This is a genomic window from Flavobacterium flevense (assembly GCF_900142775.1).
Classification (GTDB): domain Bacteria; phylum Bacteroidota; class Bacteroidia; order Flavobacteriales; family Flavobacteriaceae; genus Flavobacterium; species Flavobacterium flevense.
Genome location: NZ_FRCC01000003.1, coordinates 52480 through 70158, shown reverse-complemented (window position 1 = coordinate 70158; position 17679 = coordinate 52480). Strand labels below are relative to the sequence as shown.

Here is a 17679-nt window from a genome sequence, read left to right as displayed (position 1 = left end):
ATTTAATTTGTGAATTCGTGGCTAAAAAACCTTTCAAATCCTTTAAATCTGCGAAAATTTGTGTAATCTGCAGTAAAAAAAGGAATTATAATTCGTGAATTCGTGGCTAAAAAACACTACAGCCTCCCTTTCAACGCCACAGCATCAATATCCGAATGCGAAGCATCATAAACCGATTTCCCGTCTTTAATCAAAAGAAGCTGTGGCGACTCATGATACACATTAAAACGATTCGCTATTTCATTCGAAATTTCGCGATAAGCGATTAAATCCAGAAAATAAGGCGTAACCTCATCCTGCAAATCAAACTCCCTTTCAAATTGCTTTAAAGCCATTCTGCTAATACTGCAACGGGTACTGTGCTTAAAAATAACCGCCGGTTTCTCATTCGAATTAAAAACGATTTCGCCTAACTGATCCATATCGGTCAGGTTTACCCAGTTTATTTTAGACTCTTGTTGTTTTGGAGTTTCGTCACTCCCGAAAATATTTTTTAAAAAACTCATATTTTGACATATTTTCTGACTTTTTGGCGTTTTAAAATGATAAAAATCAGCTTTTAAATGCCTTTTTGTCCGTAATTTTATAGATGGAATATAATTTGTCCCTTTTCTGCAAAGTTAAGTATTAAGTTTCAAACCAAATCTATAAAAAAATGAACATTAATAAATTTACCATTAAATCGCAGGAAGCTATTCAGCATTCTCAGCAACTTGCTCAGAGTAATGGCCAACAGCAAATAGAAAACGAACACCTCTTCAAAGCTATTTTTGAAGTGGATGAAAACGTGGCACCTTTTATTTTGAAAAAACTCAATGTAAATGTGCCGTTGTTTTTACAGGTTCTGGACAGCACCATTCAAAGCTTCCCCAAAGTTTCGGGCGGTGATGTGATGCTTTCACGCGATGCCAATAAAGCATTGAACGAAGCCGAAAATATTGCTAAAAAAATGAACGATGAATATGTTTCTATCGAGCATTTAATCTTAGCTATTTTTGACTCTAAGTCTAAAGTATCCCAGATATTAAAAGATCAGGGCGTTACCGAAAAAGGATTGAAAGCAGCCATTGATGAATTACGTAAAGGCGAAAGAGTTACGTCGGCATCGGCTGAGGAAACCTATAATTCGTTGAATAAATACGCTAAAAACCTGAACGAGTTGGCCAAATCAGGCAAACTGGATCCGGTAATTGGTCGTGATGAAGAAATTCGAAGAGTATTACAAATCCTAACCCGAAGAACCAAAAACAACCCGATGCTTGTGGGAGAACCCGGTGTGGGTAAAACCGCCATTGCCGAAGGATTAGTACACCGTATTGTAGATGGCGACGTTCCTGAAAACCTGAAAGAAAAAATCGTGTATTCACTGGATATGGGAGCCTTGATTGCAGGTGCGAAGTACAAAGGAGAATTTGAAGAACGTTTAAAATCGGTAGTGAAAGAAGTTACTTCTGCCGAAGGAGATATTGTGCTTTTCATTGACGAAATCCACACACTTGTAGGTGCAGGCGGTGGCGAAGGCGCTATGGATGCCGCAAATATCCTGAAACCGGCTCTGGCTCGTGGAGAACTAAGAGCAATTGGGGCAACGACTTTGGACGAATACCAAAAATATTTCGAAAAAGACAAAGCACTGGAACGTCGTTTCCAAAAAGTACAAATCGAAGAACCGGATACCGAAAGTGCCATTTCCATTTTGCGTGGTATCAAAGAAAAATACGAAACACACCATCAGGTACAAATTAAAGACGAAGCCATTATTGCTGCGGTAGAATTGTCGCAACGTTATATTACCAATCGTTTTTTACCGGATAAAGCCATCGACTTAATGGACGAAGCCGCTTCAAAAATCCGAATGGAGATTAATTCAAAACCGGAGGAACTGGATGTTTTAGACCGTAAAATAATGCAACTCGAAATTGAAATTGAAGCGATTAAGAGAGAAAAAGACGAGGCGAAATTGAAAATTTTAGGTCTGGAATTAGCCAACCTGAAAGAAGAAAGAAACAAAATTTTCGCCAAGTGGAAAACCGAAAAAGACGTTGTAGATAACATTCAGGCGGTTAAAAAAGAAATCGAAGACTTTAAATACGAAGCCGAACGTGCCGAGCGTGATGGTGATTATGGAAAAGTAGCCGAAATAAGATACGGAAAAATCAAAGAAGCTCAGGAACAATTAGACAAATTAACAAAAGAGCTACAAGAGAATCAATCCGGTGGAAGTTCGTTGATAAAAGAAGAAGTCACCCGTGAAGACATTGCCGAAGTGGTGGCTAAATGGACCGGAATTCCGGTAGTGAAAATGCTGCAGGGCGAGCGTGAAAAACTGCTGCATCTGGAAGAAGAACTGCACCGCCGTGTGGTAGGTCAGGAAGAAGCCATTGAAGCCGTGAGTGATGCCGTACGCCGTAGCCGTGCCGGATTGCAGGACATGAAAAAACCTGTGGGAACCTTCCTATTCCTGGGAACAACCGGTGTGGGTAAAACCGAATTGGCAAAAGCCTTAGCCGAATATTTATTCGACGATGAAAACGCCATGACGCGTATTGATATGAGTGAATATCAGGAACGCCACGCTGTGAGCCGCCTGGTAGGAGCGCCTCCGGGATATGTGGGTTATGATGAAGGCGGACAATTGACCGAAGCAGTACGTAGAAAACCCTATTCGGTGATTTTACTGGATGAGATTGAAAAAGCGCATCCCGATACGTTTAACATCTTGTTGCAGGTCTTGGACGAAGGTCGTTTGACAGACAACAAAGGACGCCTTGCCGATTTCAAGAACACCATTATCATCATGACTTCTAATATGGGAAGCCAGATTATTCAGGAGAAATTTGAAAACCTGAAAGGTAGCGTTGAAGCCGCAACGGAAGCTGCCAAAACAGAAGTTTTAGGCTTACTGAAGCAAACTGTACGTCCGGAGTTCATCAACCGTATTGACGAAATTGTGATGTTTACACCGCTGACCAATGCTAATATTGCGCAAATTGTAGGCCTCCAACTCAAATCAGTAACGAAGATGATGGCACAGCAAGGCATTACGATGGACGCCACACCGGAAGCCATTGCGTACTTGTCTGACAAAGGATTTGACCCGCAATTTGGAGCCCGTCCTGTAAAACGTGTCATTCAGCGAGAGGTGTTGAACCAGCTGTCCAAAGAAATTCTGGCCGGCAAAATCACCACCGACAGCATTATCCTTCTGGATGCTTTTGACGGACATTTGGTTTTTAGAAATCAAACTGAGTCGGTATAAGTCATTGCGAGGAACGAAGCAATCTCACTACAAAGAGCAGATAAGTTGAATAACTTAGTGAGATTAGCTACGCTCCATTCGCTGTGCTCGCAATGACACAACAACAAAATCCCCTAACACCAGTCATCACGGCTGGTGTTTTTTTTACTATACTTCTCTTTTTCTAATTCCTAAAAAGCGGTTTCAGATTATGGGAACATTCCACTGAAAATAACTGAATCTCAATATACTTAACTACCTTTGGAAGATATCCCAAAAATAGATGAGCAAAAAATCAATCCCCGCAACTACAAATAATGCTCTTCAGCCAGAAGACACTAATTATGCCCAAGAATTAATCCTCGCCAATAAAGAACTTGCTCTTCAAAACATCGAAAAGGAAAAACGTGCTGACGAATTAATGATAGTCAATAAAAAACTGGCACTACAGGTTATTGAAAGAAAAAAACACGCTGCCGAATTAATTATCGCCAACAAAGAGCTTGTTTTTCAAAACATGGAAAAAGAAAAGCGCGCTGCCGAACTGGTAATTGCCAATATCGAACTTGCTTATCAGAATCAGGAAAAACAAGACCGAGCAGCCGAATTAATAATTGCTAATAAAGAATTGGCATTTCAGATCATTGAAAAAGAAAAACGTGCCGCCGAATTAGTCATCGCTAACAAGGAGCTGGTTTTTCAAAATAAAGAAAAAGAAAAACGCGCTGCCGAACTGGTACTCGCTAATATCGAACTCGCCTATCAAAATCAGGAAAAGGAAAATAGGGCTGCCGAATTGATAATCGCCAACAAAGAACTGGAAATTCAGGCTACTGAGAAAGAAAAACGGGCTGCCGAAGTAATCATCGCCAACAAAGAGCTTATTTATCAAAATAAGGAAAAAGAAAAACGCGCCGCCGAACTCGTAATAGCTAATAAAGAGCTGGCTTATCAAAACGAAGAGAAAGAAAAACGTGCCGCCGAATTGCTCATTGCCCATAAAGAACTCCAGTCTTTCACCTTCATTTCAAGCCACGATTTACAAGAACCTTTGCGGAAAATTCAGGCTTTTTCTGCCAGAATCATCGAGGAAGAGTCTGAAAATTTATCTGTAAAAGGAAAATATTATGTAGAACGCACCAGGCTTTCGGCATTGCACATGCAAAATCTCATCAATGATCTCCTTGCCTACTCCCGCACCAGCGTTACCGAAAGGAAATTTGAAATCAGCGATCTTCATAAAATTGTTCAGGAAGTAATGGCTTCGCTCAAAGAACAGATACAGGAAAAAGAAGCCACCATCGAAGTCTATCCCCTTTGCAACGTTAACATTATCCCTTTTCAGTTTCGTCAGCTGTTGCAAAACCTCATCAATAATTCCCTTAAGTTTTGCAGCCCGGAACAGAAATCACACATCACCATCAAGTGTGATTTTATAGAATACAACCCGTCAGACACTAAAAAACCTGCTCTGAAAATGGATTACCATCATATTAGCATTGCTGATAACGGAATAGGTTTCGACCCAAAATTCAAACATAAAATATTCGAAATCTTCCAGCGCCTGCATGAAAAAGGAAAATATGAAGGCACCGGAATAGGGCTCACCATTGCTAAAAAAATAGTAGAAAACCATAATGGCGTTATTACCGCCCATGCCACATTAAATAAGGGTGCCACCTTTAACATTTACATTCCTGCAGCACAATAATACATTACGTAAAATCCTATCAGAGTGTCTAAATCTAACAAGATTAACCATACCACACCAGTCATCACGGCTGGTGTTTTTTTTTAGGAGCATAACGGATAATTTTCCATAAGTACTTCCCTCCTGCTCTTGCCTTTATCTCGTTCCGTTGCACTACACGAGGATATCGTCTCGATCAGGGCTATTCATTACTTTTTAATTTCTCAATGACTTAAAAGCCTATTTTTACTACAAAAAAGAGTATTTCAACGAGTTATTATGCTTTTTAAAGATTTTACAGTAATCGTTTACAAATAAGAATGTATTTTGGAGTAAAATTCTGAAAGAAAAAGAATATATTTGAAAATAAATAAAATCTGATTGCCGTCAGACCTATCCACCCATTTTTGGGATAATAAGTCAGATTTTATCAGACCTATATACAAGTTGGCAGACATTGCCCTAGAACCTCAGGAAAAACAAGAACCAAAGAAAAATACATCAAAAATGGCAGAAAATAAACTTCAATCTTTGACTGAAATATTTAACGAGAAAATTTTTAGAATTCCAGATTTTCAAAGAGGTTATTCTTGGGAAAATAATCAATTAGAAGATTTTTGGGAAGATTTAATGAATCTTAAAGGAGATAAAATTCATTATACTGGGCTACTTACTGTTGAATCAGTTTCAAAAAAAGATATTTAAAAAATTGAAAAATGGCAAGATGATTTGTGGCTTTTTGAACGAGGTTTAAATGCATATTATTTAATTGATGGTCAACAAAGATTAACGACTTCAATCATTTTAATAAATGAAATATTAAATAAATTTAAAGATGAAGAAGGTATAAATTTTAAATCCAAAGAGTATTGGGCAAACAAATTTTTATTTGAAAAATATGGCGAAGATTATAAATCTTATATTTTTGGATATGAAAAAGATAATCCAAGCGATGAATATTTCAAAACAAAAATTCTAAATCAAGAATCATCTACTGCGGATAAATTCCCCGAAGAAACATTATATACAGCAAACTTAAAATCTTCAAAACATTTTTTTGAAAAAAAATTAGAAAAAATAGACAAAGTTGAATTAGAAGATATTTTTAAAAAAATCATTTCGAAATTTAAGTTTAATTTTTATGAAATTGATGAGGAGTTAGATGTATTTGTTACGTTTGAAACAATGAATAATCGTGGAAAATCTTTATCAAATTTAGAGTTGTTAAAAAATAGATTAATTTATCTATCAACATTATTGGAAATAGATTTAGCAACTAGAAATAGATTAAGAAATGATATTAACGAAACGTGGAAAACTATTTATGAGTTTTTAGGAAAGAATAAATATAATCCAATGGATGATGATGAGTTTTTAAGAAACCATTGGATTATGTATTTTAAATATGACAGAAAAGAATCCGGTTCATATGCAAAATATTTATTGAATGAAAAATTTACTGCAAAAAACACCATAAAGGGGAAAATAGATTTAAAAGAAATTAAGGTCTATATAGATAGTTTGGCTAAATCTGTAAAATCTTGGTTTTATTTATTTAATCCACAATTTTCTTCTTATTCAGATGATACAAAGGAATGGATTCAAAAACTTAATAGAATATCTATGAGTGCATTTCCTCCTTTATTTATGGCAAGTATGAATAAGTGCACAGAAGAAGAATTTGTGCCACTTTTTCAATCCGCAGAAAAATTTATTTTTCTTGTGTTTAGATTATCTCAAAGACCATCAAACACAAAAAACAGTCATTTTTATAGACTCGCAAATTCATTTTATTTTGGTAAAGAAGAAACTACAATAAAATCAGTAATTTCAAATATAAACTGGTTAACGCAAGGGGAATCTGGAGAAGGAGACGATTACGTTTATCACGGTTGGTTTGATTTAGGGAAATTTCAAACTTATATTCAAGACCAATATCAAAGAGGTGAAGGTTTTTATTCTTGGAATGGTTTAAGATATTTTCTTTTTGAGTATGAACTTTATTTACAACAAAAAGCAAACGGAAATCAAAAAGTAAAATGGTCTGACTTTAATAAGAGAAAAAAAGAAGACACAATTGAACATATCTACCCACAAACTGCAACTGATAAATGTTGGAGTACTGAATTCAATATGTATAACAAAAAAGAGAGGAGTATTTTACTTAATAATTTGGGAAATTTAGTATTATTAGGTCAATCTAAAAATTCAGAATTCCAAAACAAATGTTTTAGTTTTAAAAAGAAACATACGAATAATCTAAATTCAGAAGTAGGTTTTTATAATGGAGCATATAGTGAAATTGAAGTTTCTTCTTTTGACAATTGGACACCAAAAGAAATTGAAATTAGAGGAAAAAAAATGCTTTCTTTTTTAGAGAAAAGATGGAATATAAAGTTTAGTGATTGGGAAAATGTTAACAAAGAAAACATATTAATGTTAGATTTTATGAAAACTGAAATAGCAACTGAAAAATAGCAACGATCTGCCAACACACGCTACAACGGATTTGGGCAATTGACTTAATGGAAAGTTGGTTTTGTATTTGGGATCATTTGGCAAATCCGAAAATAGGGCTTAATTTAGTCCCAAACCCGCTGTAGCGCGAGAACGTTATAGGCAATGGTACCAAAACAACGCCTAAATTTAATAACCAATTATTTAAAATAAATTATGAGTAAAATTTACAATTATTGCGCTTTTTATGTAAATGAACCATTCAATGAATCATCTCTAGGTGCTCACGCAACTAAAGATTTTTGTCATTATAATTTGCTCAAAGCGTGGAAAGGTTCAGATAATTCATTTCCATTTAAAAATGCACACGATACAACTTATAATGTTCGTGATAATAGTGATTGGGATTTGACTCTTAAACCACGACTTAGGGAAAGACTTAGAAATTCTAAGAACATTATCTTATTTTTGAGTGAGAATACTACGAATTCAAGAGCTTTACGAGAAGAAATTGATTACGGAATTAACACTTTAAACTTACCTGTAATTGTAATATATCCTGATTTAAAAACAAAGGAAGATTTGCTTAACAATGCTAAAACTGATTTAAACAATACTGTGAAAAATTTATGGAATAAATTACCAATTCTCAGAGATTCTAAATCAAAAGTACCTGTACTACATATTCCAATGAACAAAGATGTTATACGAGATTCTTTAAATAATTCTGATTTTATAGTTGATTCTGGAAAAAATCCTGATGATTATAGTTATAAAAAATAACCAATGAAAGTTAATTTTTTTGACAAAGCTGTTAGAAACAAATTCTGGATTTATTTTTCAGTAATATCTGGTATTTTATCATTCATATTGCTTTTTAATATTGTACCTGAAGAGCATAAAGAATGTCTAAAATATTTTGGTTATCTATCTTTTTTTATTTTGATAATTATATATTTAATTATTTGGTGTAGAGCTAATAAACTTAAGAATATTGATATAGATATAGATGGTAGTAATGTAAATATAAAATGTGGAGATTTATTTTCCGAAGACGGTCTTAAAACTATAGCATTTAACGAGTATTTTGATACTATAGTTGATGATAAAATAATATCTAACAAATCACTTAATGGTATTTTTATTAATAAATATTTTAGCGGGAAGATACAGGAACTTGATAATTTTATAGTAGAAAAATCAGATGAATTAGACGTGATTAATAATCAAGTTAATAGAAGATTGGGGGGTAAAACAGTTCAATTTAAATTAAGTACAATTTTTGTTTATGACGAATTTATACTAACTGCATTTTCTAAATTTGATGAGCATAATAAAGCAACTCTGACAATGCCCGAATACATAGAATTTTTGATTAATTTTTGGGATAGAGTCAACCGTGTTTACGCTCAAAAAACTGTTTCCGTTCCTGTTTTCGGTTCTGGCATCACACGAATAAAAGAACACAAAAATATAAGCGATGAAGATTTATTAAAGATAATGTTATGGACATTTAAATTAAGTGAAATGAAATTTAAACATCCTGCTAAATTAACAATTGTTATTCATAAAGATAAAATTGGTCAAATTAACTTATTCAATATTAAATCAATAGAATTAGGAATATAAAACCACCCCACTGGGTCTCGTTTGTCCGCAACTCTGGTGCTTGCCTGCGGCGAGTACCAATTATCAATTAAAAGATAAATCGTAGCGTTTGCAACGCGGCTATCTTTAGAAGCTGGAATTATATTTCATTATAGAAATTATGTCGAAAATAAACTGTGTTTTGTAATGTATAAGTCTAAAAGCAGTATTGAACCGCGTTGCAAACGCTTTATATGGTTTTCAAAATTAAGTAGGTACTCGATACAATCGAGCACCAGTTTGAGAGAGTTGGTATAAGTTCATTGCGAGGAACGAGCGCCATCTCACTAAGTTGCTCAACTTATCTGCTCTTTGTAGTGAGATTAGCTACGCTCCGTTCGCTGTGCTCGGGTGCCACGCTATCGCTCGCAATGACAACACAAGACAAGATAACAACGAGCCACACAAAAGGATTCGTGAGGTAGCAGTGAAACCTTAAGAGAATGATACACAAGCATAAATTTTGTAAGATTTATTTATATATTAGCCAAAAAAAATTAAAAAAATCGTACTCAATACAATTAACTAAAATGGGAAAATTTATTACAGGAGAAAATCTTGAAAATGCAGTTTATGAAATAATTTGGGAAGCAAAAACCAACCTTTTAATTGTTTCTCCATTTATAAAACTAGATGACTATTTTAAAAGTCTTTTCGACAATCACATAAATAATCCAAAACTTCACATATTAATTGTTTTTGGAAAAAATGAAAGAGAAGTTAGCAGAAGTTTAAGCAAAAATGATTTTGACTATTTTAAAAAATTCCTAAACATAAGCATAGTTTATGTACCAAATCTACACGCAAAATATTATGGAAATGAGAAAAAAGGAGTAATAACTTCTATAAACTTATATGACTACTCATTTAAAAACAATGTCGAATTTGGAGTCTATTCTGAAATAAGCATTATAGATAAGTTTACAACAAACGCAGACAATGAAGCTTGGCAAACTTGTTATGAACTTGCAGAAAAAAGCGAGGCTATATATATTAAGCGACCAGTTTATGAAAAGAAATTATTAAGTTCATTGCTTGGTAAAAATTACATAAAATCAGATGTTTTATTCGACACTACAGACAAATTTTATTCTTCGTGGAATAGAAATAAATTAAGTGATCTAAAAACATTAAACGATTTCCCATTTGAATTAGAATTAGGTTCAGAACCAAAATCAAGGCCAAATAGAGAAGAAATTGAAAATCCAACAAATGGATTTTGTATTAGAACAGGAGAAAAAATAGCATTTAATATAAAAAAACCATTATCAAATCAAGCTTATAGAAGTTGGGCATCTTTTGGTAATGAAAATTATCCGGAAAATTTTTGCCACAAAACTGGAAAACCTTCAAACGGAAAAACATCAATGCGAAAACCTATATTATAAAAAGCTACTGCCAACAGCTACCCGGTCGCGCGGATTTGCAATCCGTGCCAGCAACAATGAGTAAAAAAGCATCTTACGAAGATGCTTCCTTCGTCAGCATGACAAGTTTGTGGGTAGTTACGTTTGTTAACTAAAAATACTTTTGTAAAAATAATTTAATATATTTGAAATTGATAAAGTTTTCCCATAAATAACCATTAATAACCTAAAATGATGAAAAATATTTGTACCCACTGCCAGACAGAAAATGATAGTAGTTTAAAATATTGTTCTGTTTGTGGGTATCAGCTCGCTGTTGTTGAAAACCAAACTACAAAAACAGTAAGTGAACAGCAAAAAGCTGCTAAAACTAAAAGACCATTGAATGTGAAAGCAATGATTGGGTTTGTAATAGCATTTATTGTAATGTTCTACGTTTCTCAATCATTATTCAGCCCATCTATTGACTCAAAATTAAAATCAATAGCCGACGAAATGAATAAAAGCTGTCCTATGAATGTAGATCAATATACCATTTTAAAAAATGTTGTTGCCCTGCCCGATAAAACCTTGCAGTATAATTATACTTTGGTAGAAATGACAAAAGCAGAGGTTAAACTGGATACAGTGAAAAAATATTTTTTCCCTCAACTTTTACAAAACGTAAAAACAGATCCAACAATGAAGCTCTTGAGAGACAATGAAGTTACTTTAAATTATTCTTATTATGATAAAATGGGGGATTTTGTTACAACATATGTTATCAAACCTGAAATGTATGAGTAGTATTTGAGCAAATTGCCTCCCCGCTACCGCACGAATCCTTTCGTGTGGTTCGTGATATTAAACTAAATTTTATATTTACAGTATACACCCACTGGGTCTCGTTTGTCCGCAACTCTGGTGCTTGCCTGCGGCGAGTACCAATTATCAATTAAAAGATAAATCGTAGCGTTTGCAACGCGGCTATCTTTAGAAGCTGGAATTATATTTCATGATAGAAATTATGACGAAAAATAATACTGTGTTTTGTAATGTATAATGTCTAAATACAGTATGAGCCGCGTTGCAAACGCTTTATATGGTTTTAAAAAGTAAGTAGGGAGTTGGTATAAGTTCATTGCGAGGAACGGACGCCATCTTACTAAGTTGCTCAACTTATCTGCTCTTTGTAGTGAGATTGCTTCGTTCCTCGCAATGACAACACACGAAAGGATTGACTACATCGAATTCATTTCGTGTGGTAGCGGTGGGTTTAGAAAAAAACTCTCACTACAATCCGGAACAGTAGCAATGGCTAAAAGCTAAAAAGAGCATGCAATAATTAATTCAATTTTTGTGATACATGAATACCGCTATAACTAACCTTCGCAGAATTGATGTCTTAGATGTTCTAAGAGGATTTGCCATAGTTTCTATAATGCTCTTGCACAACATAGAACATTTTGACTTTTACTTCCTCCCCGAAAACTTACCGTTGTGGATGAAAAGTATGGACAAGATCATTTGGGATAGCTTGTTTTTCTTATTTGGAGGAAAATCCTATTCTATTTTTGCGTTATTTTTTGGCGTAACCTATGCCATCCAGCTCAGCCGACAAAAAGAAAAAGGAAAATCATTTGATGGCATCTTCGCCTGGCGTATGCTCTTGTTATTCGGCTTCGGAATATTCAACTCTGCTTTTTATCAGGGAGATATCTTAGAAATTTATGCTGTTTTGGGACTGCTGTTAATTCCTTTATGCAAGTTAGCTGAAAAAGCTATTTTTGGTATTGCTGTTATTTTACTATTACTTCCTTATGAATGGATGAATCTTTTGTATGCTTTGCAGCATCCTCACGAGAGCATTAGTAATCCGGAGTCTTGGAGTTATTTTGATAAAATGATAATTTACGTAGGGAAATCCTCCTTATGGGACACAATAATTGGGAATCTCACTAATGGGAAGATGGCGGTGATGTTATGGAACTGGGAAAATGGTCGCTTTTTTACTATTTTGGGACTTTTCCTGCTTGGCTACCTAATGGGTAAACGAAGACTATTTGAATGGAGTCCTCAGAGTGAGCGGTTTTGGAAAAAAACATTTGTAATTGCTGTACTAGCTTTTATTCCGCTTTATCTTATCCAAAAACAATTGAAGCCCTTAATTACAAGTGCAATTATTCGGCGACCGATAGTAACCATGGAAACGAGCTGGTCTAATTTAGCCCTGATGATGATTTTAGTATCAGGAATCACCTTGCTGTTCTACAAAACCAATTTAAAAAGTAAACTCATGTATTTTTCATCTTTTGGACGCATGAGTATGTCTAATTACATTATTCAATCTATCATAGGAACCGGAATTTATTACGGTTGGGGATTAGGTTTGTATCAATACACAGGAGCAACTTATTGTGTTTTAATCGCTTTAGGGTTAACCATTCTTATGGGAATATTTTGCAAATGGTGGGCAAAGCATCATAAACAAGGCCCTTTTGAAACACTATGGCATAAAGCCACATGGCTTGGCACAAGGTCTTAAAAATCATTTTGTGAAATTCTATAAAACTATGAAAAACATATTACTTACAGTCTTAATATTAATTGGAACAATTTCATTCGGACAAAATTTAAAGTGCGAAGATTTTAAAAAAGGAACTTTTACAAGTGAAATTACAATTCCGATGAAAATGAAATGCATATTAATTCGAAATGGCAATGAACAAAAAGAAGTAATCACAGAAATCCCAGATGAATTAAAAGACTTAGGATTATTTAATAAAACAATTTATGGGAAAATTGAGTGGATTGATGACTGTTCTTATCGTCTAATTTATGACGAATCTAAAGACGAATTAAATGAATCTCAAAAATTGATAAATTCATCTGGTGGAATATTAACAGAGTTTATAAAAATTGAAGGTAATTGTATTTACTATAAATCATTGGCTAAAATTAATGGTAATGAGCAGGTGATTAACGGAGTTATATGTAAAGATTGAGACCCCATTACTACCGCACGAAATGAAATTCGACCTAGTCAATCCTTTCGTGTGGTTCGTCATAAAAAACTATATTCCAATCAAAAGATAAATCGTAACATTTGCATTGCAGCTAAAAATACTTATTTTTATAAACTTAAAAATATAGCGCATGCGAGTAGTTATAATTTCGGTTTTGATGGTATTGGCAATAAACAGTTGTACCTCTGTTAAGAAGTTACCAAAAAATGAGGAGTGGATTACACTCTTTAACGGGAAGGATATTAAGGATTGGTTTGTAAAAATTCACCACCATGAAGTGGGAGAAAATTTTGGTAATACTTTCAGAGCAGAAGACGGCATTTTAAAAGTACGCTATGACCAATACGGCGATTTTAATGACCAGTTTGGGCATTTGTATTACAAGATTCCGTATTCCTACTACCATCTTAAATTAGAATATCGTTTTGTAGGCGAACTTCAAAAAGGGGCGCCTAGTTATACCTTACGCAATAGTGGTGTCATGTTTCATTCTCAGGATCCCAGAACGATGCCTAAAGAGCAGGATTGGCCTATTTCAGTTGAGTTTCAAATGTTAGGCGGACTCGGTGATGGTAAGCCGCGACCTACAGGGAATATGTGTTCGCCAGGAACGAATGTTGTGTATAACGGCAAGCTTGATGAAACCCACTGTATCAATTCTAAATCAAAAACCTATGATGGGGATCAATGGGTTAAAGCAGAAATAATTGTACTGGGTGATTCATTGATTACGCATATTATCAATGGCGAAAACGTGCTGGAATATTCAAAACCTCAGATAGGCGGAGGTGTGGTCAATCGTTTTGATCCGGCCATTAAAGTAGATGGAAAGTTGTTGAAAAGTGGTTTTATAGCGTTACAAAGCGAAGGACAGCCTGTAGATTTCAGAAACATCCAACTTAAAGATTTATCTAAAAAATAAGGAATCCACAGCTACTTTTGCATACCTCCATTAGAAAAATACTATAGCTACTGGGTGGGAAGGAATAATAAATAATGCAGTGTATGTGCTTATTCAGGTATCATTGCAAATGAAATATTTAAATTAAAAATGGCCTAATATGCAATCAAACGTAGGGTTAATAATAGAAGAAAAAGCAGTAAGTATTGGTAATTTTTTAGTTGGTAGGCTTTTGCCATTTCGACAAAAAAGAGCCGTAGGTCCTTTTTTATTTATAGATCACATGGGTCCCGCCTGTCTTGAAGAACATCAAAATCTGGATGTTCCCCCTCATCCGCATATCGGGCTTTCTACTTTGACATATCTCTTTGACGGAGCCATTTTTCATCGTGACAGCATGGGGAATGCTATAGAAATAAAGCCTGGTGAGGTCAATTGGATGACTGCCGGAAAAGGTGTGGTACACTCTGAACGAACTCCGGAATATTTGCGTACCAAAGATAAATTTTTACACGGTTTGCAGATTTGGATTGGTTTACCAAAAGAACTCGAGCAATGCGAACCTGCTTTTAGTCATTTTGATAAAGAAGAAATCCCTGTCTGGGAAGAAAATGGTGTTACTTACAAACTCATAGCAGGAGAATTGAAAGATATAAAATCACCTGTTCCCGTGCATAGTCGGTTGTATTTTGTCGAAATAAAAACGAAATCATCTCAAAAAGTAACTATTGGAGACCAACTTTTTGGTGAAGTGGGAATGTATGTCTTAAACGGAAGTGTAAAAATTGACAATACTGACTATGGCAGTAAACAATTATTAATTGCCCAGAATGCTTCATTATGTGCATTTGAAACCAATGGAGAAACGACACTTTACCTTTTTGGAGGAGAACCTTTTGATGAAGAACGTTTTATGTACTGGAATTTTGTCAATTCGGATAAAACTATTTTAGAAAAAGCTAAAGAAAATTGGGAGAATCAAAACCTGGAAGCTTTTCCTAAAATTCCTGATGATGATAAAGAATTTGTTCCTTTACCAAAACCAAAATTCAATAATTAGTAAGCTCCCCTACTTCTAAAACAAATAAAATTCGATAGAAAAAGAACTAAAATTCATAAAAAAAATAAACCTAGCGTTTGAAGTACTCTCCACTTTGAATAAAAAAATAAATTATCCTAAAATGCTAAAAAAACAACTTTTTCTTTTCTCTCTAATTTTAGTCTGCGAAGCGCTAACCGCACAAACAACGCCACTTACTGATAAGCAAAAAGCAAAACTCTATCCTCATCAGGAAATTGTTTCCCGCTACCATAATAACTGGACCCAAAAGCATTACCGACAAAGAATAGCGCTTTTTGAGAAAGAACCTTTAGAAACGGGTGATATTGTTTTTATTGGAAATAGCATTACAGAAAAAATTAAAAATTGGGATGAGGCATTCAACAAACCTCATGTACGCAATCGCGGAATTGCTGGTGACCTTACAGACGGTGTTTTAAAACGGCTAAACGAAATTGTCTATTTTAAACCCAAGGCAGTATTTATCATGATAGGTATCAATGATTTGTTTAACAAGCACCACAAAGAAGATACAGGAAAATTAAAATATGATAAAATAATACCTTCGGCAGCTTATGTGGGTGAAAACATCTTAAATATTGCAAAAAAAGTCCATCGTCAATCTCCGGACACTAAAATTTATGTTCGTACCGTCTTACCAACACGCAGAGCGTATTTAAAACAAGATATTGTAGTGGTAAATACTATCATTAAAAAAAATGAAGCGAAAGGCTATTATCAGGTTCTGGACTTCTATAGCGAATTTGTTGATGCGAATGGTGATTTGTTTAAAGAACTAACCGTTGATGGCGTTCATTTAAATGATAAAGGTTATGAAAAATGGATTAATTTTGAAAAACCTATAATGGAAACACTTTAACGTAATACGTCTGCTTTAACTATTGCATACCAAAAGAAATATTCATAGCACTACTATTCTTAATAATAAAATATTTCAACAATTCTATCCCGCTGCCCCAAGAAAAAATAAGCTTTAGTGATTAATTATATTTGTTTTAAATTAGAATCCTGCTTCTGTTTTAAAAAAATTATTAATTAAATTTGAGAAGTACTTTTTCCGATATACCTGATTCCCATACGGATTGATACCTCTTTAAAAAGCAATACTTCTTGATAGCAATGCCAGAAAACACTAATTCTACCCCCGATAAAGAATATCATTTTGATAATTTTTTTAATATCTCAGCTGACCTCATTTGTATTGCCGGATTTGATGGGTATTTCAAAAGAATAAACCCGGCTGTTTCTAAATTATTAGGCTATACTGAGGAGGAATTATATGCTCGCCCGATACACACATTTGTGTACCCGCCGGATCTTAAAGCCACGCTGGAAACCCGGGAAGAAGTATATAAAAACAAACCTTTATTAAATTTTGAAAACAGATACCTGACAAAATCCGGTGAGATTGTATGGATGTCCTGGACCTCTATGCCTGTTCCCGATGAAAAATTAGTATATGCTATTGCGAAGAACATTACCCATAAAAAAAGAATTGAAGAAGAACGAAATATTCTGCTTGCCAATCTTACAAAAATCAATAAAAAGCTCAAACATCTATCCTACACTACTTCGCATGACTTAAAATCTCCGGTCAATAATTTACTATCAGTATTTGATCTTATTGATACTTCTAAAATTAATGATGAAGAAACGCTTGAATTTATAAATATTTTAAAAATAACTACAGAAAATTTAAGAGAAACTTTGACAAACTCAGTAGAGGAATTAACCCATAAAGAAGATTTGCAGACAGTTGTTGAAGTATTGAATCTAGAGGATAACTTAAACGAAGTGTTGCATTCGATACGCTCTTTATTAGTGAATTCAAAAACAGATATTACGATTGATTTTTCGGCAGTTCCTGAAATCAATTTCAATAAAGAATACCTGAAAAGTATCTTCTTAAATTTGATTACCAATTCTATTAAATATTCCAAGCTGGATGCTTTTCCTTCTGTTTCCATTATTTCTGCAAAAGAAAATGGAAAAAATCAGCTAATTTATTCTGACAACGGTCTTGGGTTTGATATGGATAAAGTGCGGGATAAAATATTTGGTTTACACCAAAAATTTCACAACCACATTGACAGCAACGGTATTGGACTTTACTTAATTTACAATCACATCACTAATTTAGGAGGACGTATCGAAGTAGAAAGTAAAATAAACGAAGGAGCAAAATTCACAATAACATTCAGGGATTAAGGGATTCCTTCTTACTTTTAGCCTCAAAAAAACAAGTAAATAAGCAACTTTTTTTTAAAATTTTAAGACTTGTAGTATAGGATGC

General features: G+C 34.2%; 14 protein-coding genes and 1 pseudogene. 14 read left to right on the top strand and 1 reads right to left on the bottom strand.

Going from position 1 to position 17679, the window contains the following annotated elements; translation table 11 throughout:
• Nucleotides 1-116 precede the first annotated feature (116 nt).
• Complete coding sequence (ytxJ, locus tag BUB89_RS06375; RefSeq protein ID WP_073243174.1) at nucleotides 117-506, bottom strand: bacillithiol system redox-active protein YtxJ; 390 nt, start codon at nucleotides 504-506, stop codon at nucleotides 117-119.
• Nucleotides 507-655: 149 nt separating this feature from the next.
• Between ytxJ and clpB the strand changes: the two genes are divergently transcribed.
• The 14 genes and pseudogenes from clpB to BUB89_RS06310 all read left to right on the top strand — a co-directional run bounded on the left by clpB (nucleotide 656) and on the right by BUB89_RS06310 (nucleotide 17594).
• Nucleotides 656-3259 (top strand): ATP-dependent chaperone ClpB, encoded by a 2604-nt coding sequence (gene clpB, locus BUB89_RS06370; RefSeq protein ID WP_073243172.1) that lies wholly within the window; start codon nucleotides 656-658, stop codon nucleotides 3257-3259.
• A 262-nt stretch (nucleotides 3260-3521) separates the two neighbouring features.
• A complete protein-coding gene (locus tag BUB89_RS06365) occupies nucleotides 3522-4949 on the top strand; it encodes a sensor histidine kinase (protein WP_083552576.1) in 1428 nt (475 codons plus the stop codon).
• A 486-nt stretch (nucleotides 4950-5435) separates the two neighbouring features.
• A pseudogene (locus BUB89_RS18215) lies at nucleotides 5436-6155 on the top strand (DUF262 domain-containing protein); the annotation flags it as partial.
• A gap of 129 nt (nucleotides 6156-6284) precedes the next feature.
• Nucleotides 6285-7406, top strand: a complete 1122-nt coding sequence (locus BUB89_RS18210; protein ID WP_317048474.1) for a GmrSD restriction endonuclease domain-containing protein — start codon at nucleotides 6285-6287, stop codon at nucleotides 7404-7406.
• A gap of 195 nt (nucleotides 7407-7601) precedes the next feature.
• Nucleotides 7602-8168: a TIR domain-containing protein gene (locus BUB89_RS06355; RefSeq protein ID WP_073243170.1), complete on the top strand. Its 567-nt coding sequence runs from the start codon at nucleotides 7602-7604 to the stop codon at nucleotides 8166-8168.
• Between the two features lie 3 nt (nucleotides 8169-8171).
• Nucleotides 8172-9014, top strand: a complete 843-nt coding sequence (locus BUB89_RS06350) for a macro domain-containing protein (RefSeq protein ID WP_073243168.1) — start codon at nucleotides 8172-8174, stop codon at nucleotides 9012-9014.
• Between the two features lie 548 nt (nucleotides 9015-9562).
• A complete protein-coding gene (locus BUB89_RS06345; protein ID WP_073243166.1) occupies nucleotides 9563-10420 on the top strand; it encodes a phospholipase D family protein in 858 nt (285 codons plus the stop codon).
• Nucleotides 10421-10630: 210 nt separating this feature from the next.
• On the top strand, nucleotides 10631-11185 hold the full coding sequence (locus tag BUB89_RS06340) for a zinc ribbon domain-containing protein (protein WP_141384660.1): 555 nt from the start codon (nucleotides 10631-10633) through the stop codon (nucleotides 11183-11185).
• A gap of 559 nt (nucleotides 11186-11744) precedes the next feature.
• Complete coding sequence (locus BUB89_RS06335; protein ID WP_073243162.1) at nucleotides 11745-12923, top strand: DUF418 domain-containing protein; 1179 nt, start codon at nucleotides 11745-11747, stop codon at nucleotides 12921-12923.
• Between the two features lie 28 nt (nucleotides 12924-12951).
• Nucleotides 12952-13383: a hypothetical protein gene (locus BUB89_RS06330; protein WP_073243160.1), complete on the top strand. Its 432-nt coding sequence runs from the start codon at nucleotides 12952-12954 to the stop codon at nucleotides 13381-13383.
• 151 nt (nucleotides 13384-13534) lie between these two features.
• Entirely contained in the window at nucleotides 13535-14326 is a 792-nt protein-coding gene (locus BUB89_RS06325) for a 3-keto-disaccharide hydrolase (RefSeq protein ID WP_073243158.1), read from the top strand.
• A gap of 139 nt (nucleotides 14327-14465) precedes the next feature.
• The gene (locus tag BUB89_RS06320) at nucleotides 14466-15365 is read left to right on the top strand and encodes a pirin family protein (protein ID WP_073243144.1); all 900 of its coding nucleotides are present in this window, start codon (nucleotides 14466-14468) and stop codon (nucleotides 15363-15365) included.
• Nucleotides 15366-15486: 121 nt separating this feature from the next.
• Nucleotides 15487-16245: a GDSL-type esterase/lipase family protein gene (locus BUB89_RS06315; RefSeq protein WP_141384534.1), complete on the top strand. Its 759-nt coding sequence runs from the start codon at nucleotides 15487-15489 to the stop codon at nucleotides 16243-16245.
• A 260-nt stretch (nucleotides 16246-16505) separates the two neighbouring features.
• On the top strand, nucleotides 16506-17594 hold the full coding sequence (locus BUB89_RS06310) for a PAS domain-containing sensor histidine kinase (RefSeq protein WP_073243142.1): 1089 nt from the start codon (nucleotides 16506-16508) through the stop codon (nucleotides 17592-17594).
• The last annotated feature ends 85 nt before the right edge of the window (nucleotides 17595-17679 follow it).